This window comes from Oribacterium sp. KHPX15 (assembly GCF_900107835.1).
Classification (GTDB): Bacteria; Bacillota; Clostridia; order Lachnospirales; family Lachnospiraceae; genus Oribacterium.
In genome coordinates, this window is the sequence record NZ_FNRG01000020.1 from 18,723 (window position 1) to 44,299 (window position 25,577).

At 44.2% G+C, this 25,577-nt stretch carries 17 protein-coding genes; 15 read left to right on the plus strand and 2 right to left on the minus strand.

Features of this window, described 5'->3' with window-relative positions; genetic code table 11:
* Nucleotides 1-189 precede the first annotated feature (189 nt).
* The 3 genes from BLV86_RS11905 to BLV86_RS11915 are packed head-to-tail and all read left to right on the plus strand — an operon-like array spanning nucleotide 190 to nucleotide 6,991.
* Entirely contained in the window at nucleotides 190-2,739 is a 2,550-nt protein-coding gene (locus BLV86_RS11905; RefSeq protein WP_090817638.1) for an MMPL family transporter, read from the plus strand.
* Nucleotides 2,723-5,983, plus strand: a complete 3,261-nt coding sequence (locus BLV86_RS11910; protein WP_090817641.1) for a GLUG motif-containing protein — start codon at nucleotides 2,723-2,725, stop codon at nucleotides 5,981-5,983. The genes BLV86_RS11905 and BLV86_RS11910 overlap by 17 nt, the downstream gene beginning before the upstream one ends.
* A gap of 18 nt (nucleotides 5,984-6,001) precedes the next feature.
* Nucleotides 6,002-6,991 carry an aldo/keto reductase gene (locus BLV86_RS11915; RefSeq protein ID WP_090817644.1) on the plus strand — a complete coding sequence of 330 codons (990 nt, stop codon included), beginning with the start codon at nucleotides 6,002-6,004 and terminating at the stop codon, nucleotides 6,989-6,991.
* Between the two features lie 132 nt (nucleotides 6,992-7,123).
* Here BLV86_RS11915 and BLV86_RS11920 read toward each other — a convergent pair whose 3' ends face one another.
* Complete coding sequence (locus BLV86_RS11920; RefSeq protein ID WP_175456533.1) at nucleotides 7,124-8,548, minus strand: AAA family ATPase; 1,425 nt, start codon at nucleotides 8,546-8,548, stop codon at nucleotides 7,124-7,126.
* A 250-nt stretch (nucleotides 8,549-8,798) separates the two neighbouring features.
* Here BLV86_RS11920 and BLV86_RS11925 point away from each other — a divergent pair, with 250 nt between their 5' ends.
* The 4 genes from BLV86_RS11925 to BLV86_RS17880 all read left to right on the plus strand — a co-directional run bounded on the left by BLV86_RS11925 (nucleotide 8,799) and on the right by BLV86_RS17880 (nucleotide 11,670).
* The gene (locus BLV86_RS11925; RefSeq protein WP_090817650.1) at nucleotides 8,799-9,374 is read left to right on the plus strand and encodes a carbonic anhydrase; all 576 of its coding nucleotides are present in this window, start codon (nucleotides 8,799-8,801) and stop codon (nucleotides 9,372-9,374) included.
* Nucleotides 9,375-9,401: 27 nt separating this feature from the next.
* Nucleotides 9,402-10,058: a TMEM164 family acyltransferase gene (locus BLV86_RS11930; RefSeq protein ID WP_090817653.1), complete on the plus strand. Its 657-nt coding sequence runs from the start codon at nucleotides 9,402-9,404 to the stop codon at nucleotides 10,056-10,058.
* 68 nt (nucleotides 10,059-10,126) lie between these two features.
* Nucleotides 10,127-10,882 (plus strand): SDR family NAD(P)-dependent oxidoreductase, encoded by a 756-nt coding sequence (locus BLV86_RS11935; protein ID WP_031550437.1) that lies wholly within the window; start codon nucleotides 10,127-10,129, stop codon nucleotides 10,880-10,882.
* Between the two features lie 158 nt (nucleotides 10,883-11,040).
* On the plus strand, nucleotides 11,041-11,670 hold the full coding sequence (locus tag BLV86_RS17880; protein ID WP_175456534.1) for a hypothetical protein: 630 nt from the start codon (nucleotides 11,041-11,043) through the stop codon (nucleotides 11,668-11,670).
* Nucleotides 11,671-11,733: 63 nt separating this feature from the next.
* On the opposite strand, the gene BLV86_RS11945 is transcribed toward BLV86_RS17880, so the two are convergent.
* Entirely contained in the window at nucleotides 11,734-13,506 is a 1,773-nt protein-coding gene (locus BLV86_RS11945) for a hypothetical protein (protein ID WP_090817656.1), read from the minus strand.
* Nucleotides 13,507-13,786: 280 nt separating this feature from the next.
* Between BLV86_RS11945 and BLV86_RS11950 the strand changes: the two genes are divergently transcribed.
* From BLV86_RS11950 to BLV86_RS11985, 8 genes are all read left to right on the plus strand, one after another.
* Nucleotides 13,787-16,465 carry an O-fucosyltransferase family protein gene (locus BLV86_RS11950; RefSeq protein WP_090817659.1) on the plus strand — a complete coding sequence of 893 codons (2,679 nt, stop codon included), beginning with the start codon at nucleotides 13,787-13,789 and terminating at the stop codon, nucleotides 16,463-16,465.
* Nucleotides 16,466-16,487: 22 nt separating this feature from the next.
* On the plus strand, nucleotides 16,488-18,476 hold the full coding sequence (locus BLV86_RS11955; protein WP_090817662.1) for an AMP-binding protein: 1,989 nt from the start codon (nucleotides 16,488-16,490) through the stop codon (nucleotides 18,474-18,476).
* A gap of 3 nt (nucleotides 18,477-18,479) precedes the next feature.
* On the plus strand, nucleotides 18,480-19,817 hold the full coding sequence (locus BLV86_RS11960) for a hypothetical protein (RefSeq protein ID WP_090817664.1): 1,338 nt from the start codon (nucleotides 18,480-18,482) through the stop codon (nucleotides 19,815-19,817).
* Between the two features lie 221 nt (nucleotides 19,818-20,038).
* Entirely contained in the window at nucleotides 20,039-20,974 is a 936-nt protein-coding gene (epsC, locus tag BLV86_RS11965; protein ID WP_242840077.1) for a serine O-acetyltransferase EpsC, read from the plus strand.
* Between the two features lie 230 nt (nucleotides 20,975-21,204).
* Entirely contained in the window at nucleotides 21,205-21,870 is a 666-nt protein-coding gene (locus BLV86_RS11970) for a 4'-phosphopantetheinyl transferase superfamily protein (protein ID WP_175456535.1), read from the plus strand.
* A gap of 110 nt (nucleotides 21,871-21,980) precedes the next feature.
* The gene (aat, locus tag BLV86_RS11975; RefSeq protein ID WP_090817670.1) at nucleotides 21,981-22,649 is read left to right on the plus strand and encodes a leucyl/phenylalanyl-tRNA--protein transferase; all 669 of its coding nucleotides are present in this window, start codon (nucleotides 21,981-21,983) and stop codon (nucleotides 22,647-22,649) included.
* Nucleotides 22,650-22,887: 238 nt separating this feature from the next.
* Nucleotides 22,888-23,187 (plus strand): ATP-dependent Clp protease adaptor ClpS, encoded by a 300-nt coding sequence (locus BLV86_RS11980; protein WP_031555777.1) that lies wholly within the window; start codon nucleotides 22,888-22,890, stop codon nucleotides 23,185-23,187.
* A 116-nt stretch (nucleotides 23,188-23,303) separates the two neighbouring features.
* Nucleotides 23,304-25,535, plus strand: coding sequence for an AAA family ATPase (locus tag BLV86_RS11985; protein ID WP_090817672.1), 2,232 nt, complete (start codon nucleotides 23,304-23,306; stop codon nucleotides 25,533-25,535).
* The last annotated feature ends 42 nt before the right edge of the window (nucleotides 25,536-25,577 follow it).

The following is a 25,577-nucleotide window of genomic DNA, read 5'->3' on the forward strand; positions in this document are numbered from 1 at the left end:
TATTTTTGCAATAAGGAATAAAGTTAAAAAATACACGCATTGCTATCTTTGGCGTACTCAAACCACATGGTAAAGTGGTATACTGTTACCATGTGATTTTTTATGTTAATGTTGTCATGCGGGCGTTTCATTCGTGACGTATTAAACATAAAAATTCATGAAAAATCTTTATGAAAGCGAGTAACTGCCATGGAGAATCATAAGTCCCCCCTGGTAACGATCTGTTCGTTTATCGTGGATAAGCGAAATCTGTTTTTCCTGATCTATGCAATTCTCCTGATCTTTTCCTTCTTCTCCCAGAACTGGGTGTCGGTGGAAAATGATCTTTCTGCCTACCTTAGCAAAGATACTGAAACAAGGCAGGCCATGGATCTCATGGAGGAGGAGTATACCACCTTTGGATCTGCCAAAATCATGGTATCGAACATCTCCCTCAGGGAGGCTTTTTCCGTGTGCGATACCATAAAAGAGACTCCCGGTGTTTTTGAAGCCGGCTTCCTGCCGGAATATCTGAATCCTACTTCCGGAGAGGTGGCAAAGGAAGATGAAGAACTCACCATAGATGAGATAAGGGAGCATTATAATGATTCCTCCGCACTTTTCAGTGTTGTCTTCAAATATCCGGAAACTGATGAGCGATGTCTGGATTCCCTGAACAGTCTAAAGGAAAAACTAAGCTCCTACGACCTTCATATTTCAACCACTCTTGGAGATGTGCAGGCTGAAGCCATCGAAGAGGAAATGAAACTGATCATCGTTATAGTGGCGGCGGTTGTGGTTCTGGTTCTGATTCTGACTTCGGAAACCTTTGGAGAGGTGCCGGTGCTTCTTCTGACATTTGGATCTGCGGCCTTTATCAATAAGGGAACCAACTACATGATGGGAACTATTTCCTTCGTTTCCAATTCTGTGGCCATCGTTTTGCAGCTGGCACTGTCAATCGACTATGCCATTATCTTCTGTAACCATTTTAAGGAACAGAGGCAGTATTATGATACCCGCGATGCGGTCATCATTGCCCTCAGTCATTCCATCCCGGAGATTTCCTCCAGCTCCCTTACTACGGTTTCAGGACTCCTTGCGCTTCTTTTCATGGGCTTTGGTCTCGGAAGAGATCTGGGACTTACTCTTACAAAATCCATCATCATAAGTCTTTTCGCGGTATTCACTCTGATGCCGGGTCTTCTTGTGCTGTTTTCCGATGTTATGATGAAGACAAAACACAAAAACCTGGTTCCGAAGATACCCTTCGTGGGAAAGTTTGCATATGCGACAAAAGCATTCATCCCGCCCATATTCCTGGTTGTGATTATCGTGGGCTATTTCATTTCTTCAAAGTGCCCCTACGTTTACGGCTACTCAAATCTGAAAACTCCTATCCGCAGTGCTGCCCAGATCACGGAGGACATGATCAGAGATACCTTCGGCAGCAACAATATGATCGCCATCAATGTCCCCAGCCACGACTACTACAAGATTTCCCGAATTGCGGCCTCTCTGGAAGCCATGCCTGAAGTAAAGAGCGTAACTTCTCTTGCCAACACTGAGGCCAAGGGCGGTTATATGGTTTCCCAGCCTCTGACTCCGAGACAGTTTTCGGAGATGGCGGATCTTGACTACGATGTGGCTGCAATGGTTTACGGCATGTACGCTTCAGACAAGGACGAGTACGGTCACATCATAGGAGGTATCGACAAATACAAGATTCCATTCCTGGATGTGTTCACGTTCCTTCACGGCAAAATAGACGAAGGTTATGTGGATCTCGATGAAAAAGACCGGGCAGATATCGACGATACCTACGATACACTGGTTATGGCAAAGAAACAGCTCAGGGGCGAGAATTATGAGCGAATGCTGGTGTTCCTGAATCTTCCGGAGGAAAGTGCGGAAACCTTCGCTTTCCTGCGGGGACTTCACAAAGAGATCGATCCCGTTTTTGAAGACGATATGGATAAAAACCCGGATCTCCATGTATATGTTGTGGGAGAGTCAACCTCCGAGATGGATCTGGGCACCCAGTTTGAAACGGATAATGTTATCGTCTCGGTAGTTTCACTTCTCTTCGTTTTAGTGATCCTGCTTTTCACATTCAAATCTGTGGGCATGCCAATCCTTCTCATCATGGTCATCGAGGGATCCATTTTCATTAACTTCTCCTTCCCGACCATTATGAAGGAAAACATTTTCTTTATCAGCTACCTTATCGTTTCATCAATTCAGATGGGTGCCAATATCGATTACGCCATAGTTATCGGCTCACGTTATGATGAGAACCGTAAGACCATGGGACGTAAGGAAGCCATCATTGAAACAGTAAACTTTGCTTTCCCGACAATTATCACTTCGGGTTCCATCCTGGCAATTGCGGGAACCGTTATCGGATTCCTGACCTCTGACGGAGCCATCGCCGGCATCGGCCAGAGTCTCGGACGAGGTACAATGCTTTCAATGTTCCTGGTATTGTTCGTTCTTCCGCAAATCATTCTTTTGGGTGACAAGGTCATCGCTGCGACAAAGTTCTCTGTTGCGAGACCGATAAAGTCAAGGGAGGAGAGCGGCATCATCAGAGTGGACGGTCGTATACATGGACATATCGACGGACAGATCCTCGGTACGGTACACGGCATCGTTCGCGGAGATGTGCGGGCCAACATCATTTCCGGAGATATACAGAAACTTGCTGATAATGAAGGACAGAATTTAGAGGAGTATCTTGATCATGAAGAAAAACAGTAAAAAAATAATGAAGACAGCCCTCCTCTGTATGATGATCCCGGCGGTGCTGATGAATACACCCGGAATGATATATGCGGCTGAGACAGTCGCTCCGGAGACCACGGAAGTAAGTTCCATTGATACTGGTTCCGATAAAGATGACTCCATAAACAACGGTTCCATAAGTACCGGCTCTGAAAATAATGATTCAGAGAATAAGGATACCATCATCATAAATTCCATAGAGGACTACAAAAGCTTTGCAAAAAAGTGCAGGGCTAATGTCTGGTCCAACAACATAACCGTTAACCTTAACACGGATCTGGATTTTTCGGATGAAGCGACGTTCCCAACGATTTCCTACTTTAACGGAACCTTTTTGGGAAATGACCATAAGATCTTAAATGTAAGATCCGGAAATCCCATGTTCCGCACTATCGGTCCCGCAGGAACAGTACAGAATCTGGAACTCTCCTCTGTTGTCACTTCGGAGCGTGATAAAACTGCGGCCTTTGTTTCAGAGAATTACGGTCTCGTGGAAAACATTACCGTGAAAAGCAACGTGAGCGGAAAGACCACGACCGGTATACTATCTGCATTAAACGGCGACACAGGCGTGATCCGTGGGTGTCATGTTTCCGGAAGCCTTGAGGGAGACAATGCTACAGGAGCTATAGCCGGAAGAAACGAAGGACTCATCGAGGATTGCAGCAGCTCCGCAAGAGTCAATACTTCGGTTCGGGAGAGCAGCGTTTCCACGGAGGATATCAAGGATATCCTGGAAAATATCCTTATAACCAAAAACATTAACAATGTTGAGAATTTCAAGAACAGGGTGGATACCGGAGGCATTGCGGGATATAACCTGAGAACAGGAACCATACGGAACTGTGAATCTACCGGGGACACAGGCTACAGCCATATCGGCTACAATACCGGTGGCATCACCGGGCGAAACGGCGGAGCCATCGAAAACTCAGTGAACAAAGGATCCGTCTTAGGGCGTAAGGATACCGGAGGAATCGCAGGTCAGCAGCAGCCGGAGATTACGGTGGATTTCTCACCGGATGTGCTAACTTCTCTTTCTGATGAGATAGATCAGATCAGCGTCCTGGTGACAGATACTCTGAACACAACAGAGGGTATGACCAACAGCACCTATGACCGCCTGAACGGGATTTCCAGAACCCTTACGGAAGTCAAGAACTCAACAAATACTATGTATAATGCTTCCCTGGAGCGTTTCGACGAGCTTGCGGAAACCATTAATTCAAGTACAGAGATACTGCTTAATGCTGTCGGAGACATAGGCGGTGATATGGACTATCTGGATGACAGTCTGGATGACTTAAGCCGGATGTCAGATAATCTCAGCGCTTCCATCGACGATCTCGCATATGCATTTTCAATGTCTGATGCAGAAAAGAATGCTTTGATTGCCCAGAATAACCAGCTTCGGGAGGATCTTAATTACAGCAGTGCATTTGTAGCTGAAGCACAGAACCATCTGCTTCCCGAGGTACCGGAAGCAAGACAGGCAAGGGTTAACGAAGGTGCCACCAGAATTAACCGTCTTTTGGGTAATGTACGCGCCACCCGCACTATGCTTGAGGGTCTCCGCAGGCAACGGGAGCTGATTGCAAATGGAACTGTGCAGACTGATTTTAATCGCAGGAGCGCAGCTCTCAATGCATCAGTCAGCAATATTCTTGATTCTCTCGGGGATATGGATAATGCCTCATCAGGTCTTTCAAAGTTCAGTTCGTCTTTGGGAGGAACACTTACAGGCATTTCAAACGGCATAAACATTAACGTGAAAAGCAGTCCTGTTATCCGGGCAGCGGGAGACAAGCTTTATGCCCAGCTGGACAGTCTCTCTGCTCAGCTTGACAGCTTAAGTGCCTTTGGCCGTGATGACAGCATGGAGGTACTGAACAATCTGTCGGAAATCAACAGGCGTTTCAGCAGCATTACTGACCTTTTAAAGAATGAACGTGACCGTCTTAATAACATTGCGGATAACGGCGGAGTATTCAATGACACTTCCGCTCCCGGAAATTCCACTTCCAGGATCATCGGATGTAAAAATGCAGGAAATGTTTCCGGCGACATAGGTGTAGGCGGTATCGCAGGAACCATCGGTATAGAATATGACCTGGATCCTGAAAAGGATATAATAAAGTCAAACGACAGGTCTCTCGATTACAGCTTCGGAGCTTCAGCAATCCTTATGGGTTCTGAGAATCTTGCCAATGTTGAAGGCCGCGGAAATTACACCGGAGGAATCTGCGGAAAGCTGGAGATTGGTTACCTCTCAGGCAACCAGAATACAGGTGACGTTAAATCAGAAAGCGGACATTTTGTAGGTGGTATCGCCGGCTACTCCGATGGAACACTTGATCAGAATACCGCAAGATGCCGTATTACCGGTGAAAAGAATGTAGGCGGCATCGCAGGATACGGAACCACACTTACCTACAACAGTGCAGCAGTCACTATCCTTGGTGATGAAGAGTACGCTGGCTCTGTCGCAGGAAAGATCGATAAGCTTGATTCTGATGTACTTTGGGGTAATGTCTACTACGGCGGTAACTACGGCGCCATCGATAACATTGATTACGCCGGAATGGCTGAAGAGTCGCCGGCTCCTCTGGGGACACTTCTTGTGAAGTTTATGCTTGGTGGGAATCTTATCGACATAAAGGAAGCAGCTCCCGGAACACTCCTTAAAGACGTGGAATTTCCTGAGGTAGAAGAGAAGGAAGGTTTCTTTATACAGTGGGATCAGCCGTTGGATACAGTTATAGAAGATGACATCGTGGTCAATGCTTCCTATTACCTTCCGGTGGCGCTGTTGAATGCTCCTCAGAATTATATGGACAGCAGTAAACCCGTACTTATCGTTGACGGACAGTTTATGGAAGAGGACGTTTTGGGCTTCAGCATGCCGGAGGAAAACCACTACATTGTGGAAATTCCGGAGGACGGTCTCAGTGAACGAAAGATCCGTGTACATAAGCCGGAATGGAAAAATTACAGCTTTACCGTAAACGGTAATGTACAGGCAACGGAAGACTTTGGCGACTACCTGATCTTCGTCACCGGCGAAAGAAAGCTTGATATACAGATGATCAAGGATGTAATCCCCTGGAGAGATATAGCTAAAGTTGTGGGAGGCATCGCGCTGGTGATACTGCTGATTACTTTGGTGAACAGATTCAGGAAGAAAAAACAGCCTAAGAAGAATGCGACTGAAAAAAGCTGACAAACAGGAGGATAGTACATGTACAGCGCTGATGATAACAGATATGAAAAAATGGAGTACAACAGATGTGGTGCTTCGGGACTGAAGCTTCCGAAGATATCACTGGGACTCTGGCATAATTTTGGTGATACCGGGAATTATGAAAACATGGTCAATATGTGTACCACTGCCTTCGATAACGGAATAACACATTTTGATCTTGCAAACAATTATGGTCCTAAGCCGGGAAGTGCAGAGATTAATTTTGGAAGGATCATGAAAGAAGTTTTCCCGGGTTACAGAGATGAGCTTATCATTTCAACAAAAGCCGGATATGACATGTGGCCGGGACCTTACGGAAACTGGGGAAGCAGAAAATACCTGATTTCAAGCCTTGACCAGTCTCTTAAGCGTATGGGACTTGATTATGTAGATATCTTTTATCATCACAGAATGGATCCGGAAACCCCTCTGGAGGAAACCATGGGGGCTCTTCAGCAGATCGTGAGAAGCGGAAAGGCCCTGTATGTCGGATTATCAAACTATAACGGTGAGACTCTGGAAAAAGCCTCAGCAATCCTTAGTGATCTCAAGGTTCCTTTTGTCATCAATCAGAATCGTTACAGCATTCTTGACAGAACTATCGAAAAGAATGGTCTCAAGGAGAAAGCGCAGGAACTTAAGAAAGGAATTATCTGTTTTTCACCTCTTGCACAGGGACTCCTTACTGACAGGTATCTTGACGAAATTCCTGCTGACAGCAGAATCCGCACTGACGGAAGATTCCTAAAAGAAAGTACGGTAATCGAAAAGAGGGATGCAGTAAGAAGCCTTAATGAGATAGCAGCTGAGCGCGGTCAAAAGCTGTCAGAAATGGCACTTTCCTGGATATTGAAGGATGACTGTATAACATCGGTTCTAGTCGGAGCTTCAAGACCGGGTCAGATTTTGGATAATATAAAGGCACTGGAGAACACCACATTTACTAAGGACGAGCTGGATAAGATCGATAGTGTATGTAATGGATGAAACGGACTAGATGCCGGTTTATTAAAAATAATTTCACTAGATGTTTCTTGAATTATTTTTAAGGTGTAATGGTAAAAAAGATTAACGTTGGTGGCTTTGGAAATTTGCAAAGTCGCCAACGTTAAATATTTTCTAGGTTTCAAACAAATCCTCGCCGGTAATGATATTCTGAGCTATGTCAGAATATTTATTATATTTAAACCCATTTCCGCATATCAGAGTTACATGAATAGCCCCGGTAGAACCGGACTCTTTTTGAAAGTCGGTAACTCTGTTTTGGAGTTTTTTATATTCATCTTCATCTAGAGCATATTCTGAATTTGTGAATTTCATCTCGCAAAGATTGGTGACACCATCTTTCCTTGAAATGATGAGGTCAATCTGAGCGCCTTTTTCTGATTCCTGACTTCTCCAGGCAAATTCACTGGTTTCTATTCCACTGATGCCCAATACTTTTTTGATTGTGTCTATATGGTTAAAGCAGACTATTTCAAAGGATGTCCCTCTCCAGGAATTGTATCCCGGGGAATTGATATATGTATTCCATGAGTCGAACTTCTTATCTTTAAGAAATTTTATAGCAAAGAGAGTGAAGGGATCTATAAGCTGGTAAAAGGAATCAGTACTTCCCTTTGTGATATCAGAATATTTACGGATAAATCCACATTCTTCCAACTCTTTGAGATCTTTGGTTAAAACCGAACCTCCTCCGATGTCGGATTCCTTTGAGAGTTCTGTTCTTGTCATGCCACATTTCTTCTTTGCCAATGCTTCAAGTATGGCCATGTGTTTTTCTGGTTTATCAAACAATGAAAGGAAGAGATTGGTGTATTCGTTATTCAGTTCACCGTGTTCTTTAAAACATAACTCGTTTATATTTTGAGCCAGACTTAAACGGGAATCCAACAGATTAAGGTACAAAGGAACTCCGCCGAATACCATGTAGCTTTCAATCATCTGGCTTCTCGTCATCACTATATCATTTAGCTCATACATTTTTTCGCACTCTGAAAGAGTAAACGGATTTAGATGTATTTGTTTTGTTATTCTGTTATGAAACCCTTTTTTGTTTGTCAAAAGATTAGTGATTATCCAGGAAGTGGCTGAACCACAAACGATCAACACTAGATCCGCCTGTGAAGATGCCCAACTGTTCCAGAAGTAATCTAAAGCACTTTTGAAATCAGACCTTGCAGTATCCATCCATGGAAGTTCATCAAGAAATATAACTCTTTTATTATTGAGAGGTTCCCTATAAATCTTTTCGCTTTCAAGAAGTTGACGGAGACGGCCAAAGGCTTCGAACCAATCTTTTGGAGGCGTTTTATCATTGTATCCATATGAGCATAGACTTTCGTTAAAAGCTCGTAGCTGGCTCTTGGTTTTTGAATCAGTCAGACCTGTAGCATAAAACGAAAACTGACGGTTAAAATATTCTCTTACAAGATAGGTTTTTCCTATTCTTCGCCTTCCGTAAACTACGACAAATTCCGGTCTTTTTGATTTAATGCATTGGAAAAGGCTGTCTTTTTCATGTTTTCTTCCGATGATCTTCATATCGCACCTCTTTTGTGGCATAAATCGCCAAAAGTAAACTATTAAACATGCTTTTGGCGATTTATAAGCCCTAAAATAATTATAAATCGCCAAAGAGAGTTTTTCAACTAGTTGTTTATGAGTTTTCGGTAAATGAAAAATGCGTGGGTTTGATTTTATAGCTCAACAGAGCTTAATTTTAGTGAATATATGGTCGATTCATGAGATAATGAAGAGGAGTTTATTTTAGTTGGAATGAAAGAGGTAGAAGATGACTGATAAGATCAAAATGTCTGCCAACGAGGCATTGGAACGACTTAAAAATGGCAATAAAAAATACGTTGAGACCGGACTTAGCAACGGTGATGTTTCCTACTCAGTCAGGTTAAAAACTTCAGGTCATGGGCAGGAACCCTTTGCTGTTGTGGTGACCTGTTCAGATGCGAGAGTGATTCCGGAAACCATTTTTTCTGCAGGAATAGGAGAACTGTTTGTCATCCGTGTTGCGGGCAATGTTATCGACGATCATCAGCTGGGAAGTATTGAATATGCCGCAAGCCATCTGGGCGCCAGGCTTATCGTGATCATGGGGCATACAAATTGCGGAGCCATCGGTGCTGCCTTCCATCCCGATGATGATAACAAGTATATCAGATATATACTTCATGAAATACGTTATGCTATAGGCGATGAAACAGATCCGGAAAAGGCCTGCATACTGAATGTTAAGCATAGCATTGAGACTGTAGAAGAAAGTCTGGAGATAATAAAAGAAGAACATGAGCACAGCCTGAAGGTGGTTGGCGCAGTTTATCATATCGATACAGGTGTGGTGGAGTTTGTGTGATAAAGTACATCGTATCCGAGGACGAAAATGGTTTCAAAAAGTAAAAAGGATACAGACAGTGTTATAATCACTTTTGGGATTGTTTTGCTGCTGATGGAAATCTGGAAGCAGCTTATGATATGGAAGGTGGAGTTTGGAGGAAGGTACGAGATATGGTATTTTCCGTTCCAGCTTTGTTCTATGCCTATGTACCTTTGCCTTATGTATGCGGCTTTGGCAGGACTTAAAAGCACGGAAAGAATCAGAGCAGTAATACTTACTTTCATACGCGATTATGGATTTCTTGGTGGTATCATGGCACTCATCGTGCATGACGGACTCATACACCCGGGGTACGCGGCATTGACAGCCCATGGATTTATATGGCATGTGCTTATGCTGGTGCTGTCTCTGTATATCACGTTTAATGGTTTAGCACTTCCGGGAATCTCCGGATTTGTAAGTACACTTCCACTTTTTCTGATTCTTTCGAGCATGGCAGAGATAATAAATGTCATCTTCCATGAGCTGGGTGATTGCGATATGTTCTACATTTCCCCATATCATAACAGTTCTCAGATTGTATTCAGGGATATAGATGCCATAACGGGCAGACCGCTGGGGATCATAATTTATCTTATTTCGATGTGCATCGGAGCACTCGCGATTCATTTTATCCTGGATACGATATACAAAAAAATATAAGAAAAATTGGTGAAAAAGATGTATAATTGTACAATGTTAATAAATAAACGATCTCAAGGAGGCCCAATATGGCAAAAACAGCAATAATCACCGGAGGTTCACGTGGTATAGGAAAGGCAATGGCTCTTAAGCTTGGAGAGCTTGGCTATGATGTAGTCATTAACTACGTAAGTGAGTCTTCAAAGGCAAAGTCAGAGGAAATCGCAGAGCAGCTTAAGAAGGATTACGGCGTAGATTCTCTGGTTGTAAGAGCAGATGTCAGCAAGTACGAGGACTGTGAGGCTCTCGTTAAGGCTGCGGTTGACAAGTTCGGTGAGAACATCGACGTTCTCGTAAACAACGCAGGTATCACCAACAACTGTAACTGGATAGACATTACCCATGAGCAGTATGAGAAGGTTATCGCAACCAATCTTATGAGCCTTTTACATATGACTCATCTGGTTCTTCCTCACATGATCAACCACTCCGACAAGGAGCATCAGGCAATGATCGTCAATATCTCATCAGTTGGCGGACTTACAGGTGTTATCAACCAGGCAGATTACTGCGCAGCCAAGTCCGGCGTTATCGGTCTCACCAGAGCCCTTGCACTTGAGTTTGCAGGAAGAGGCGTACGTGCCAATGCCATCGCTCCGGGCATGATCATGACAGATATGCTTCGCGGCGTTAACCAGGACGAGCTCAATGCTCTTGCCGGAACAATTCCTGAGGGATATATCGGTGACGTTTCCGATATCGCAGGTGCTCTTGAGTATATCCTTAAGGCTCCTTATCTCACAGGTCAGGTTATCTCACCTAACGGTGGATTTGTGCTTCAGTAAAAATAAGATATTCAATATTTATGGAAATTTAACAGGTGGAGTGTTCTCTGGTGAGAACACTCCACCTGTTTAGCATTTATATAATGCCGGAACATCGCCGACATATAATGTTAGAAACGATGCGTGATTTTTACATATTAATTATTCAGGAGGTAAACATGCGAAGTAAAAATTTTAAAGCACTTAGATTTGCGGTTGTTCTGGCTTTGATCATGTCACTTTTTTCTATCACATCATTTGCCGGATATTGGGAGCAAGACTACTACGGCGACTGGTACTATGTAAATGATTATGGGTATTATGCGACAAACCAATGGGTTGGCAATTATTATCTCGGAAGTGACGGTGTTATGCTTGTGAACTCATGGACACCGGACGGTTATTGGGTAGGTTATGATGGAAAATGGGACGGACAGCCGTCACGTTACGCTAGTAATTACTATGGTTCAGGTAGCAGCTCCTCATATGTAACCACATCCGGTACTTACTATGGCTGTTTATATGACAGTGGCTATGGTATAGCACATCTTTACTCAGTTTCGGTCGGTAGTGATGTTCTGACAGTTACAGGTACCTTAGATTATTATCCTGGTGATAACTGGGAGAACACAACTCAGATGAGTTACGGTACATATCAGTTTAAGCTTACCGGTCAAACTAGATATGGGGAAGGTACTGATGAAGGGTTCTACGCTATGAGTAAATCAGATTTTATAAATAGCACCGGACCGGTTCTGTATATAACAGTTGCAAATGGAGTTGCAACGGAGCTTTGCTACGGAGCTTGATAAACGATTCTGATAATTAAAATGGACGGTTCTCATTGAGAACCGTCCATTTTGTTCTTCTTCTTAATCCCACCAGTAAAGACCATGAATTATATCTATGTGGTCTCCGCTTACTGTAATGTCGTAAACTCCGGCCGGTGTATAACCGCTGCTTTCGTCGCAGAGACGGGCCATCCAGCTGAGTGGATTATCCCCGGACTCCCAACCATCAAGCTCCTCAGGTTTTTCGATAACCGTATCCTCATCAAGGATGTAGCCGGTGGCTCCGTTATTGACGCTTTCATTCGGAAGCAGGTAGCATTCCTTGCTTGTCAGTGTTCCGGCTGCGTAGTGCTCGGGCTTATTCTGAACAGTGTATTTCTCAAAACGTTCGGATTCTTCCCTGCCAAAACCACCTTCTTCACGGCCTATGCTGTCCGGCATCAATCCATTCATTACATCCGTGTACCAGTAATCATAGGATACCGGAAGGAAATCTACATCTTTGGTACGAACATCCTCCCAATCCATGCCCCATGGACGGAGATAGATATAGTATCTGAAGCTGCCATGATCATCCTCGTATTTGCAATTAACTTCAATCATATGGTCATAGTCACTTACGTCGGAGGCACCGGGGTCTACCATCCAGTCCGCATGCTGAACATTTTCCTCATCTGTCAGGAATGAACCTTTCTCACTCTTCATGCAGCCTGCATCTGTGGTGCCGGGACCGAAGCTGACCTCTACTTCACAAATAAGCTTTTCTGCGGAGCCTTCATCATCCCAAAGAACGATTCGGCCGGTGTTTTCACTTTCTACAAAGATTGATCCGCAGACATCATATATGCTGTCTTCCAGTTCCTCGTAATCACCGTGGCAGGATTCTAACTTATACCATCCGTACCAATCCTTATCCCAGTAGTCAGCATAGGGAGATGACTTGGCCTTTCCGTGTTCTCCTAATTCAGCCTGCGCGTCAGAGCGTACGGTTGTGGCTGCTGCGCCTGATCCAGTTTTCGTTGTCTCTTCCTCTTTCTCTTCTTTTGATTCCTCAGAAGATTTAGATTCAGTATCGGACTTTGTTTCAGTCTGCTTTTCTGAGTCGGTCTTACCAGCTGCCGTATCCTTAGGGCAGAAGAAAATATAATACTCACCGTCCTTTATATAAGTCGCCTTAAGACCGTCATCCTCTACGTCCCAACTAAGCTTGACATCTTCGGAATCCACCGAACCGTAATCATTGAGATTGGACCAATGCAGATTTTTGAATTCTTTGCCCTCGATTACAGCGTCCATGGTATGATCGGCACGAAAACTCATCTGAAGCACATCAGCTGCGATTTCGTCAGTTGGATCTCCCAGAATGTCCGTTACTGAAACAGACTTCCAGTCCTGAATCATAAACTTCTCTGATTCCGGAAGATACAGTGCGGGGTCAGCAGCAGGAGTGCCTTCTTTTGCGAAGGTAAAATCCATTCCCATGCCCAGCATATCCTTGACAACAAAACAATCCTCCCCCAGTTCACCGGTGATGTCTGTTCCCTCTACGGTGATGGTAATGGTTGTGTCATCCTTTTTCCATTTGACTTTTTCGGATTCCCCGTTTACTGTCATGACGCCTTTACCGTTGCCTTTTAGTTCGATTCCGAAGCCGGAAAGGTCGTCTCCTGTCATGGCTACGCCCATCATTTCACCGATTACAGGAATGTAATTTCCTTCCATCGGGTCCGATTGCTTATTTTCGTCAACAGAATCTCCACCGCAGCCTGTAAGGCAGAGTGCAAGGCAAATCACAAATGCCATTACAGCTGCCAAAAGTTTGCGTGTTGCTTTTTCATCTTTCTTTTTTTCCATAAATCCTCCTAAACTTCCTTAATAAAACCGGGACGTTTCTTCAGAAAAAATCCCTCACTTCTCATATTATTTGTTTCTGATGAAAAATTAAAGCATTTTAATTAAATTTCCTCTTATAGCTTATGATTTATAAGAATAATAAGGGGCGAAGTACCCCTCTGAAAAATATGGTCCTTACAAACCGGAGTTGCTTATCAAGCATGATCATTGTGTCGAAGTACATTTATATTGTTTGAAAATGAATAATATTTTTCGATCGAACGTAAAGGAGACAGAGAACATGCTGAACATACTTGAAAGAGACACCGAAGAACTGACAACTCTTAATCACAGTACAAAGGTTTTTCACGATGCACTGTCAAATGTTAAAAAAGGAGAGACACGTTTCCATGTAACAGACCCGTCCGGAAGCGTACCTGACTACGACCTTGAATATATCGATAATATGATGATGTTTCCTGATCAGCTAAGGGGACTCATCCTGAAAATGACAAAAGGGGGTGCAACATATGCCCCTTTCCTGAATTATGATGAAACAGATCTCGACAATATCTGTCTGAGATTTCTTGATCAGTTCAAAAAGATAGAACTTGATGTTGTGGATGAGTACAGTGTTAATGTTGTCAGCATTGCACTTAAACATACAGATTTACATGTATATGTTACCGATGAGAAGATCAATTGGTTTATATCCGATCCGGACAGAGTACATATAGTTGAAAGTCTCCCGACAGAACGTGATAAGGATACACTCAGAATCATCGCCGGTCCTTTCGAGATGGGTTACACTAAACGTGACTGGACATATCTCAGCTCTGTTGCAGCATTCCAGAATCTGTTTTTCTGGCAGGCTTTCACCGGCGGCAGAAAAGGCCCGTTTAAATATATTGATGTTATGTTGTCTGATATTACGGGAATAGGCGGTCTGTTGTCGTATGTATCTATGTGTTCGCGTGCGGGAGAACCTCGGGGACTTAAAGCTTTTTTGAGCCCCGGTTGTACCAGATATCCGGATGAACTCCTGAGTAAATATTTCCAGATGGATCCTAAGCCTGAAGATTCAACTCCGGACAATACACTTATGTTGGGGAAAATGATGTCTGTTTTCACCACATCCTGGTATGTAAACCAGTATCCAAGCAATTTCGATGAGAGCATCCTGAAGGAAGCATTTGCGGCAGAAATGCGTGAATATGCAGATGCCATCCTTGGAGACAGAAAGGTTCTTGGAGTACTCGCAAGAGGAACAGATTATGTGACCATGAACCTTGGTGCAGATCGCCGCCATGCCACACCTGATCAGATGATATCAGTCATCCGTGAATGGATCGAGGAAGACGGTTATGAGAAGATATTCCTTGCAACAGAGGATAATGATAATTTAGAAAAAATCCGTGCGGCATTTCCGGGTAAGGTGATGGCCATATCTCAGGAACGACATACTGTTTCAGAGATGCAAAAGAAAAATGCTTCGCTTATATATGAGTTCGAACAGAAGTTAAATACCGGTAAGGCTTATGTGGATGCCCTGGAAGACACAACTGTAAACTACTTCTATGCACTTTATATCCTGGCAAGGTGCGATGCATTCCTGTGCTCAGGTCAGTGTAACGGCTGGGATACCGTAAGATCCCTTAATGCCGGTAAGTTTAAACGCGAAAGAAAACTGATGGTTGCGATGGAAGGTGATCCGGCAGTCGAGAAATGGAAAGAAATAAGACCGGTTACTGCAGGAATTTTTGCGAGAGGAGCCTATCCTACAAACAAAGCATTTTTCATGACTTATCGATTTGACCTTAAGGAACCCGTGAATCCTGATGCCGTTAAAACGGCCTGGGATAAAACTCTTAAGGTTTACCCCTACATGTCCTATGCGGTGGCAAACCGCGGAGGAAAACTTGTTTTACTTGAAAACAACCTTCCTTTTGTCATCAAAGAGACTGCGGAAATAGTAGAGCCCTATGAAAGAAGCGGAAATTTCCATTCAGTAACCTTCTGCTATATGGCTAATGCTCTCTTCGTTTACGTTGATCACGTGCCGGTAGACGGAACCGGCTTCCAGTTGGTGCTTGAGACATTTTTCTATCATTACTACTGCGCTTTGGACGGATGTGAGTATCCGGTTCCCGAAGGCGTTCTGACCGAAAAAGACGGAGTGGCACCTGGTCAGGAGGTTGATGCTTACCTCATGTCAGATCCGATAGATCCGAAGACTATGATGGGTAAATTGGCAGGTGGTAAGGTGTTTACCCTGAAAGAATCAATCTTAGATGATTTATTCGCTAAAAAGGAGGATTGCCGTGGATATTGCATCAGCGTGAACAGTGATGAGATGATGAGCTATGCAAAATCTGTAAAGGGCAGTCCTATGTCAGTTCTTGCAGTGACTTTTGCAAATGCTCTGGAACGTGAGAATCCGGACAATAAACTTCCCATCAGCGTGATCTCTCCAGTGAGTGTACGAAAGGTTATGGGCAACACCAACTCTCTGCTCCATCAGGTAGTTCACAATAATTATAATTTCACACCGGAGGAACTCACTGGAAATGACGATGAAGCGTTGAACACGAAGTTCAGAGAAACTATGAAGGGATTCACTTCGGAACAGAATATCCGATTGATGTGTGGCGTATATCGCGGAATCTGCGAGGGTTATGCGAAGGCTTATGCTGCAGGTGCTCTTGACAATATAATCCTTGAGACAAGAGCGAAAACCAACAGTGCCTTCAGCGTGAGCTATCTGGGAACACTCCGCACCGGTGATTACGGAAACAGGATACGCATGACTGCGTTCCATGTAATGCAGGAGAAAGGCATTATGCTTCAGACAACTGAGGTGGGAAAACACTTCTATATAGACTGGTACCAGGGCTTCCCGGGAGATAAATACGTTAAAGCCATGAGAGACCTTATGCTGGAAGCCGGTATGAAGAGCGTAAGCATCGAAAGAGTTGAATGATGTCAATGAAGGGTATAGTAATATGAACAGTAATTTACTGTCTGCACGAATATGTAGTGAATATCCGGAACGTATCGCAATCACGGATGCTGACGGAAGCTGCACCTATGCAGAAATGGAAAGAGGAATCCGTGGCCTTTGCAGAAAGCTGAGGGAAATGGGCGTCCGTAAGGGCAGCCGCGTCGCACTGTGGGGTTACAACACATCAAATTGGCTGATTGCCTTCCTGGCTATTGTCCGTGCGGGAGGTACTGCCGTACTGGTGAATTACAGTATGAGCAGTCAGGAGGCAGCGGAACTTCTGAATATGACAGAAACCCGATTTATACTCTGCGGAGACAATGCAGAAATAAAAAAGGATCCGTCCGCCCTGCAGAAGTTCGCTTCCGAGACTTCCATTCCGACGGAATGCTGTCTGGACATACGATCCTCGGTACAGAATCTGGCACGAACATTCCGGGATGTGACGGAAGAACCGGATGTCCGGAGCGAGGAAGAAGCGGGAGAAACCGCGTTTATCATTTTTACATCCGGAACCACTTCTCAGCCAAAGGCTGTTCAGATTTCTCAGCAGGCTTTGAGTTTTGACGCAGAGGTTTTTAACAGAAATATAAGTGAATATGCCGGTCGCAGCGTGTGCATAGCAGTACCATTGTTTCATATCCTTGGTCTCCTCATGAGCTTTGCCTATCTTTGCCGCGGGAGCACGGTTTGTCTGCCTTCAAATTACAAGCCGGACACATTGAGCCGCATGATCGACGCCTGCCGTATTTCTGACATAGCAGCCGTTGGCGCGGTATATATAGGTCTCAGTGAAGCGGAGGATTTCGAGGAGAAGGTTGTACCTTATCTGCATCTCTGTATGATCGCGGGAGGTATGTCTACCCCTGTACAGATGATGCGGCTGGAGTTGGAGTATGCCAATGCAACCTTCCTCAACATGTACGGTCAGAGCGAGGCCGCTCCGCTGACTATGGTGAGACCAACCGATATGGTAGAAAAGCGCGCCCAGACTGTGGGTCAGGCTGTTGACGATCTGGACATTCGCATCTCGGATGGGAAGGGAGGATTCCTGCCCCAGGGCGAGATCGGAGAGGTGGTCGCACGTGGCCGGAATCTCATGAACGGTTACTACAATCTCCCAAAGGATAAACAGCCCGTGGATGATGAAGGATGGCTTCATACCGGCGATCTCGGTTTGTTTGATGAAGAAGGGTATCTGTATCTTGCCGGCCGTATCAAGGATGTCATAATTCGTGGTGGTGAAAACATTTCTCCTTCCGAAATCGAGAATGCACTGAACCAGCTTGACAATATCCGGGAGGCTAAGGTCATGGGAGTGCCTCATCCCATCTATGGAGAAAGTGTGGAAGCCTGCATCACAATGACTGACGGAGGCTCAAGCTTCGATGAAGCAGGCATCAAAGAACGTCTGCGCGGTATGATCGCCCGCTTCAAAATCCCATCCCATATCTTCCTGTATGACAGTTTTCCTCTTAATGTAAACGGGAAACTTGATCAACGTGCCCTTCATACGGATCTGTTGAACCGGCTCAAGCGAATGATGGTTAATGAAGAGCTGGCGGGAGGCATTACCGTATTTGAACTGACGGTTAAAAACAGCCGTTACGCCATCGTGCCGGTTACCAGCCTTGTCAGCGAACTGGCGGAGGACCTGGGCTTCGGCAAACGGCGAATCATGTCTATACGCCTTGCTGTGGAAGAAATGCTGACCGAGCGCATCATGGATGCATATTCCAATGCGGGGAATATCCGGGTAAAGATTACGCTTATGCCGGAATGGCTTCGTATTACGTTTAGTGATGACGGTGCTGAATATTTCATCGACAAGAGGCGCGATACTTCCATGAGTGCAAAAATCATCCTAAAGGACGTCAATAATTTTCACACCGATTATGTAAAAGGAAAACCCGAATACTGCATGGAATTTTTGTATGAGAAAGATATCAATATCCAGCAGTTTCTGATAAATAGTAAAGGAGATGAGTAAACTATGAGTATAAACCGTCCGACATTTCAAAAAAAGGAATTAGCCCTGTCATCCTCCCCTTATCTCTACGTGTCCAAACAGCTTAAGGCTTATACCGTAGAAATCAACCACAGAGATCCTGTAAACGGCGACCTTCTGCAGAAGGCTCTGGACCGCACCTTGGAACGTATGCCTTATCTGTCAGACACCTTCGTGAATGAAGGCCGCGCCTTTTATTACGCAGAGGATTCGCTTCCTATGGAGGCCGCACATTTTCATGGTATCCGACATGTTGGCGGGGAGGAAACCAATTACCACATGCTTGATGTGACCTTTGACGATCACACGACCTGGTTTACCATGTTCCACGGTTTCTGCGACGGTCAGGGAATTTATACCTTTTTGGAGACTGTGCTCTATTATTATTACTGTCTGAAAGACGGGAAGGAATATGAACCAAATGGCATTCGGACTCACCTGGATCCGAGGACAGATGAGGAAACCTTTGATCCATTCACTGTAAAATATCCGACAGATCCCGGTTTTAAGATGCCTGAAGGTGGTTTGCAGAAAAAACCTTACAGTCTTCCGGAAACGCCGGAAGGACCTGGGGATGAAGTGCGGGATTATGGTATCAGGATCCCCTCCGGGGAACTGATGTCATATGTAAAGGGACTTAATTCCTCGCCGTCGGTGGTGATATCGATGCTGGTTTGTGAAGCTATTCAAAAAGTGCATCCGGAATGTGATGCTCCAATCGTAGCCAACATTCCACTGTCAGCCAGAAAGATTCTGGATTGTCCGAAAACCTTCAAGAACTGTTCAAGTCGTGTTGTGCTGCCCATAACCGGCACACCTATGGATGCGATGCCCTTTGAACAAAAGGCGGCTGCGCTCAGGGGTGTGTTGAAAATGCAGCTTGATCCAAATATATTGAGGACTGTTTACAACAATGTCATCGGTCCGAAGTATATCGAGCGCATGACAACTCCCGGAGACTATTGGGAAGCCGTGGAGCAATCAAATAAATCCATGTCCATGATATGCCATGACACCTTCTATACGGATTATATCGGTTCCCTGCACACTACGGATTATACTGATCAGATTACAGGTATACATTTCCTGTGCGAGCCACCGCGGGGAGGCAAACTGCACCTGAATATCATCGAGCATAACAGCAGTTTCCAGATCAATTGCCTGGCGCTTTTCGACATTTCGGTTTATGTAAACGCACTTATGGATGTTTTGGCGGAACACGGCCTTGGCGCTGAACGCGATCCGGACCGTAGATTTAGTCTTCCGCGCACTCAGTGGAGAGATTCCATGGGGTTAATTGAAACCGGTACCTTGAACACTTAAGGTGGCGTGACAATGGGGGACCATATTCAACGTTCCCGGGTATGGAAAAAGCAACTACATTCTTTGGATGCATGATGGGACAGGTGCCTGTCTTTCCGTATACGGATGCGGCGCAATTTCGGACATCTTGGGCCATTTTGTCTGACACTGGACTTATACAGCAAATTATGCTAATACTTTAAAGTGACAAAATAAAGAAACTTTCGAGGAGAACCGGTTACATGATGACTGACGAAGAGAAGAACAGGAAGCTTAGCGACCTTGTAGATATTATCAATAAAAATTACGAAGATGTTGATCTTTTGAATGCTTTAGGCAAGCGGAGACTTCCGGATCGGGACAGGATCATAGTTATAATCAAAGCCATAAGAAGACTTATGTTCCCCGGATATTTCGGGCAGGTTGCATTTGAAAAAACCACTTCCCATTATTTTGCGGGAGAAATGATCAGCTCTGTTATCGAGGAGCTTAAAAAGCAGATAGTTATCGCCCTTAGGTACGGAAAAGAGGATCAGGGCTTTTCTGAAGAGATCAATGCCAAAGCCGAGGAGATAAGTTATAAATTTGCGGAGCGTTTTCCGGAGATTTTGAGAATACTTCTCACCGATGTAGATGCAGCTTATGACGGTGATCCCGCCAGCGGCAGCAAAGAAGCGGTCATTTTTTCATACCCGGGATTTAACGCGATCTTTGTATACAGGATAGCCCATGAGCTTTATCTTCTGGGTGTGCCCTTTATTCCGAGAATGATGACAGAGTATGCACACTCTCACACCGGTATAGACATTAACCCCGGTGCAAAGATCGGTGAGTATTTCTTTATCGACCATGGAACCGGAGTTGTTGTAGGTGAGACTACGGAAATCGGCAATAATGTAAAGATTTATCAGGGCGTAACCCTGGGCGCGCTTTCCACCAGAAAGGGCCAACTGCTTTCCGGCGTCAAGAGACATCCGACCATCGGGGACAATGTTACGATCTATTCCAATGCCTCCATCCTTGGCGGAGATACAGTCATCGGCGAGCATTCCACCATCGGAGGCAGCTCTTTCATCACTGAATCGGTTCCTCCATATACAAAGGTCAGCATCAAGAACCCTGAGCTTACCTTCAAGGGCAGGGAAGAAGATGAAAACTCCGGCAAGCTGTATGAGTAACTGATGTGAAATTGCTTTTACGGGTATTTGCGCCTCTGCACAAATTGGAGGAATTTAGATTAATACTGTTCAAAGACCATCGATTTCCCAATGAAATCTGATGGTCTTTTTTTGTGGATTTTTAGTTATAATTATACTGGTATGGAGCATTGAATCATGAGTGATAGTGAAAATGGATAAAGACTTTGATTCCGGATTACATGGGATGTAAAACCAATAAGGGAGGCAGAATGATATATTTGCTTTCGGCGGATTTCAAAAATTTAAATGAACCACTTTCTGACTGGTCAGATTTTCTTGATGAAGACCGGAGGAAAAAGGTGGACAGATACAGATTTTATAAGGACAAGGCTCTGGGTACCTTCGCTTATATTCTTCTGAGATATGCCCTGAAAAAGGAATACGGCATTGAGGAAAAGCCTAAGCTTATATATGACTCTTCCGGAAAACCATACATCGACGGCAGCGATATCTGCTTTAACTTCTCCCATTGTGAAAATGCTGTTGCCTGTGTAGTGGACAAGAAAACTGTCGGCATAGATTTACAGAATTACACGGAGACATTAATACAGGTGAAAAAGCGGTTTCTGACTGAAAAAGAGATGAAGCTCTTTGACGGATCCGGAGAAGAGAATGAGGCTGGAGTTATAAGAACTCTCGCGCGGATCTGGACACTGAAGGAGGCCTATGGAAAATATCGTGGGGACGGACTTATATATGATATAAGGGAGAAGGATTTCCTTAGTGTGAATAATAGCCCTGAATGGCAGCAATATGAAGATCTGAATGTATATTCAGAAGAAAAGGAAAACTTTGCTGTAAGCGTGTTCTCGGGAGCTGAGATGAAGCTGCAAAAGCTAAGCATTAAGGATATAAGGCTTGATATATCGTGCTGAGTTAATGCCAGATGTTTTTGAGAAAAATATGAATCAGTTATTTGGCAGGAAAGATGCTATCCGAGCTGTTACGATTCTAGTTGGTACTTAGTAATAAATAGAGGTTGGATATGGCTATATATCGTTTGGACAAAAATGAAATATGGTTCCCCATGCCATCGGAAGCCGAGGATGACGGGCTTCTTGCTGTAGGAGGGGATCTTTCCTTGGGGCGACTTCTGCTTGCATATACTCATGGGATTTTTCCCTGGTTCGATCCCGGGGATGAAATTCTCTGGTGGTGTCCCCATAAGAGATATATCATCAGACCTTCGGAAATACACATTTCACATTCCATGAAAAAATTCATAAGGCATCATGATATAAGCATCAAGCTGAACAGGGATTTCCGGGATACCATGCACAGATGCAGACTTCAGAGAGAGTTCAAAGAGGGTACATGGATCTCCGATGAAATGGAGGCGGCTTACGGAAGACTTCACAGGGCCGGATATGCCACGAGCGTTGAGTCATTTATCAATGGCGAACTTGCCGGAGGACTGTATGGCGTTTCTATAGGCAAATGCTTCTTTGGGGAGAGTATGTTCAGCGAGAAAGAAAATGGCTCCAAACTCGCGCTTATTTTTCTTGCCAGGTTCCTGGAGGATCAGGGTTTCAATATGATAGACTGCCAGTTCCATACAGATCACCTGGAGAGTATGGGCGGCTGTTACATAAGCTATGAGGAATATTGCAAACTTCTGGAAGAAGGAATAGATGAAGATTGGGAGAAAAATTAGGATGCAAACAAGAACAGCGGTCTTGACAAAGTTGATATGTCTAAATTTGCTTAATCTCTTTTAGTTATCCGGAATTTATCCATAAAAAACCACGGGATATGTGAATTCATATCCCGTGGTTTTTGCTATATAATAATGTGAGAGATACAAAAAATATGTAGCTTTGGTGAATGTCTTCGGATCCTAAGCGAGACATGGTAAAATCAGAAAATATTATAATGACAGAAAAGGTGGTTAAATGGCTACGCAGGCAGCGATACAGGAACGAACAAATATCAAGCTTCGTGAACCAAGAAAATATAATGTGATCATGCATAACGATGACTTCACCACGATGGAATTTGTGGTTGAGATTCTCGTTGAGATATTTAACAAGAACGAGATTGAAGCAGAGTCACTTATGATGACTGTTCATAAGGGAGGTAAAGCAGTTGTAGGCTGTTATCCGTATGATATAGCGGTGTCCAAGGTCAATGCTGCCAAAATACGTGCAAAGAGTGCCGGTTTTCCCTTCAAGATGACAGTCGAGGAAGCCTGAGTGATTTAATTTATATATTTTGGGACTGTCATACCCCCGGATAAAATGATTCAGGTAAGTAATAAGGCAGGGATAAAAGAACTGTACAGCTTATTTGCCTATGAAAGGATAGTTCAATGAATGTAACGGAAGAGCTTGCGGCAATTATAAATAACTCATATACAACAGCCATAAAGATGCATTATGAATATGTCACTCCAGAACTGGTACTGCTGGAGATATGTTCTCATGATGATTTCAGACTTGCTTTCGGAAATTGCGGGGGAGATGTAAAGGAACTGGAACAGGATCTGGTGAACTATCTTGAAGGCTTCGTGGATAAAAAAGAAAAAGGCGGACCTGAAATGTCAGCCGGTATGGAGATGGCATTTACAATAGCCCATAATCAGGCAGTAAACAGTGGCAGGTCAGTAGTGGAACTCAGTCATTTTCTGCATGCCATTTTTAATCTTAAAGAGAGCTATGCCGCATATTACATGAACAAACAGGGAGTTGACGAAGTGTCTCTGCTGGAGGAGCTTCTTTCTGTCTATGAAGATGAGGATGCGCCTTTGATTTCCGGAGAGAATGCAAGTTCGGGAGATAAGAAAGAGGAAGAACCTTTGTCTGATTTTGCACCTTGCATAAATGACATGCTTCAGAATGTGAATCCTCTCATAGGAAGAGAAGAGGAGCTGGAAAGAACCATTCAGATCCTCTGCCGAAAAGACAAGAACAATCCCCTTCATGTGGGAGAACCGGGAGTCGGCAAGACTGCCATCACCTATGGACTTGCCGAACGTATAAATCAGGATAATGTTCCGGCCCCATTAAAGGGTGCGAGAATATATTCATTGGATCTCGGAAGCCTGCTTGCGGGAACCAAGTATCGCGGAGATTTCGAAAAACGTCTTAAAAAGATACTTTCCCGTATAGAAAAAGAAGATAATCCTATCATTTATATCGATGAGATACATAATCTTTTAGGAGCCGGTGCCACCGGTGAGGGCAGCTTTGATGCTGCCAATATCCTGAAGCCGTACCTTGCGGCAGGAAAGATACGCTTCATCGGAGCTACCACATTTGAAGAATATAAAAAGCATTTTGAGAAAAGCAAGAGCCTGGTGAGAAGGTTTCAGAATGTGGAGATCAGAGAACCGGGCATAGAGGAGTCCATAAAGATACTTGAAGGACTGAGAACAAAATACGAAAAGTTTCATGGAGTAGTATACGGAAAGGGCGTACTTGAATATGCGGTGAGAATGAGCGCCCGGTATATCAATGAAAGATTCCTACCGGATAAGGCCATAGACCTTATTGATGAAGCGGGTGCCTACAGAAAGATTCATCCTTTGGAACAGAAAAGACAATCCGTTGGTAAGGAACTTATAAATGAAGTTCTCACAAAGATCTGCAGAGTCCCCATAAAGGCTGCCGAAACCGATGAGCTTTCAAGTCTCGCAACTTTGGAAGACAGGATTCTGTCGCAGGTTTACGGTCAGAATGAGGCTATTAAACAGGTGGTTAATGCCGTCAAATTTTCAAAAGCCGGCATGATTGAAGAGACCAAGCCCCTGGCCAGTCTTCTTTTCGTAGGTCCTACCGGTGTCGGAAAGACTGAAATAGCAAAGACGCTTGCAAAGGAACTGGGCATTTCTCTTGTTCGGTTCGATATGAGTGAATACGAAGAAAAACATTCTGTGGCAAAGCTGGTGGGTGCTCCCGCAGGTTATGTGGGATACGAAGAGGGCGGACTTTTGACAGAGGAGATCCGTAAAAATCCGAATTGTGTATTGCTGCTGGATGAGATCGAAAAGGCTCATCCCGATGTGTTCAATATTCTGCTTCAGGTCATGGATTATGCCACATTGACCGATAACCAGGGAAGAAAGGCAGATTTTAGGAATGTCATCATAATCATGACCTCCAACGCCGGAGCCACAAGACTCGGCAAGGCAGGCATTGGCTTCCTTGCCAAGGACGGTACCAAAGATACTCTCATGGAAGAAGTCAAAAAGACATTTCAGCCGGAATTCCGTAACAGACTGAGCCAGATAGTGGTGTTCAACAGCATGGATGAGACCATGGCAGAGCTTATAGCCGGAAAGAAGCTATCTGAACTTAGTTCAATGCTTAAGGCGAAGAAGGTTGAACTGAGCTATACAGCAGAGGCTGTTCAGCTCCTGAAGAAAAAGGGAATAAGCAGGGAGTACGGCGCAAGAGAGATTGACAGAGTTATAGGAAATGAAGTCAAGACTCTTCTTGTGGACGAGATTCTTTTCGGAAGATTGAAGAAGGGTGGAAAGTGTGAGCTTGACGCAAAGGACGAAAAATTTGTTGTCCGTTTTGCTTCAAAGAGGAAGAACTGATTGGCTGTTTTTTTCTTATTATGTCCGTTAAATTGCCGAAAT

Bases quoted from the DNA above. Each gene is read 5' to 3' on its own strand.
- BLV86_RS11935 (WP_031550437.1), top strand. From the start codon at position 10,127: ATGGCAAAAACAGCAATAATCACCGGAGGTTCACGTGGTATAGGAAAG.
- BLV86_RS11960 (WP_090817664.1), top strand. From the start codon at position 18,480: ATGAGTATAAACCGTCCGACATTTCAAAAAAAGGAATTAGCCCTGTCA.
- BLV86_RS11915 (WP_090817644.1), top strand. From the start codon at position 6,002: ATGTACAGCGCTGATGATAACAGATATGAAAAAATGGAGTACAACAGA.
- BLV86_RS11950 (WP_090817659.1), top strand. From the start codon at position 13,787: ATGCTGAACATACTTGAAAGAGACACCGAAGAACTGACAACTCTTAAT.
- BLV86_RS17880 (WP_175456534.1), top strand. From the start codon at position 11,041: ATGCGAAGTAAAAATTTTAAAGCACTTAGATTTGCGGTTGTTCTGGCT.
- BLV86_RS11970 (WP_175456535.1), top strand. From the start codon at position 21,205: ATGATATATTTGCTTTCGGCGGATTTCAAAAATTTAAATGAACCACTT.
- BLV86_RS11985 (WP_090817672.1), top strand. From the start codon at position 23,304: ATGAATGTAACGGAAGAGCTTGCGGCAATTATAAATAACTCATATACA.
- BLV86_RS11945 (WP_090817656.1), bottom strand. From the start codon at position 13,506: ATGGAAAAAAAGAAAGATGAAAAAGCAACACGCAAACTTTTGGCAGCT.
- BLV86_RS11925 (WP_090817650.1), top strand. From the start codon at position 8,799: ATGACTGATAAGATCAAAATGTCTGCCAACGAGGCATTGGAACGACTT.
- aat (WP_090817670.1), top strand. From the start codon at position 21,981: ATGGCTATATATCGTTTGGACAAAAATGAAATATGGTTCCCCATGCCA.
- BLV86_RS11980 (WP_031555777.1), top strand. From the start codon at position 22,888: ATGGCTACGCAGGCAGCGATACAGGAACGAACAAATATCAAGCTTCGT.
- BLV86_RS11905 (WP_090817638.1), top strand. From the start codon at position 190: ATGGAGAATCATAAGTCCCCCCTGGTAACGATCTGTTCGTTTATCGTG.
- BLV86_RS11910 (WP_090817641.1), top strand. From the start codon at position 2,723: ATGAAGAAAAACAGTAAAAAAATAATGAAGACAGCCCTCCTCTGTATG.
- epsC (WP_242840077.1), top strand. From the start codon at position 20,039: ATGATGACTGACGAAGAGAAGAACAGGAAGCTTAGCGACCTTGTAGAT.
- BLV86_RS11920 (WP_175456533.1), bottom strand. From the start codon at position 8,548: ATGAAGATCATCGGAAGAAAACATGAAAAAGACAGCCTTTTCCAATGC.
- BLV86_RS11930 (WP_090817653.1), top strand. From the start codon at position 9,402: ATGGTTTCAAAAAGTAAAAAGGATACAGACAGTGTTATAATCACTTTT.
- BLV86_RS11955 (WP_090817662.1), top strand. From the start codon at position 16,488: ATGAACAGTAATTTACTGTCTGCACGAATATGTAGTGAATATCCGGAA.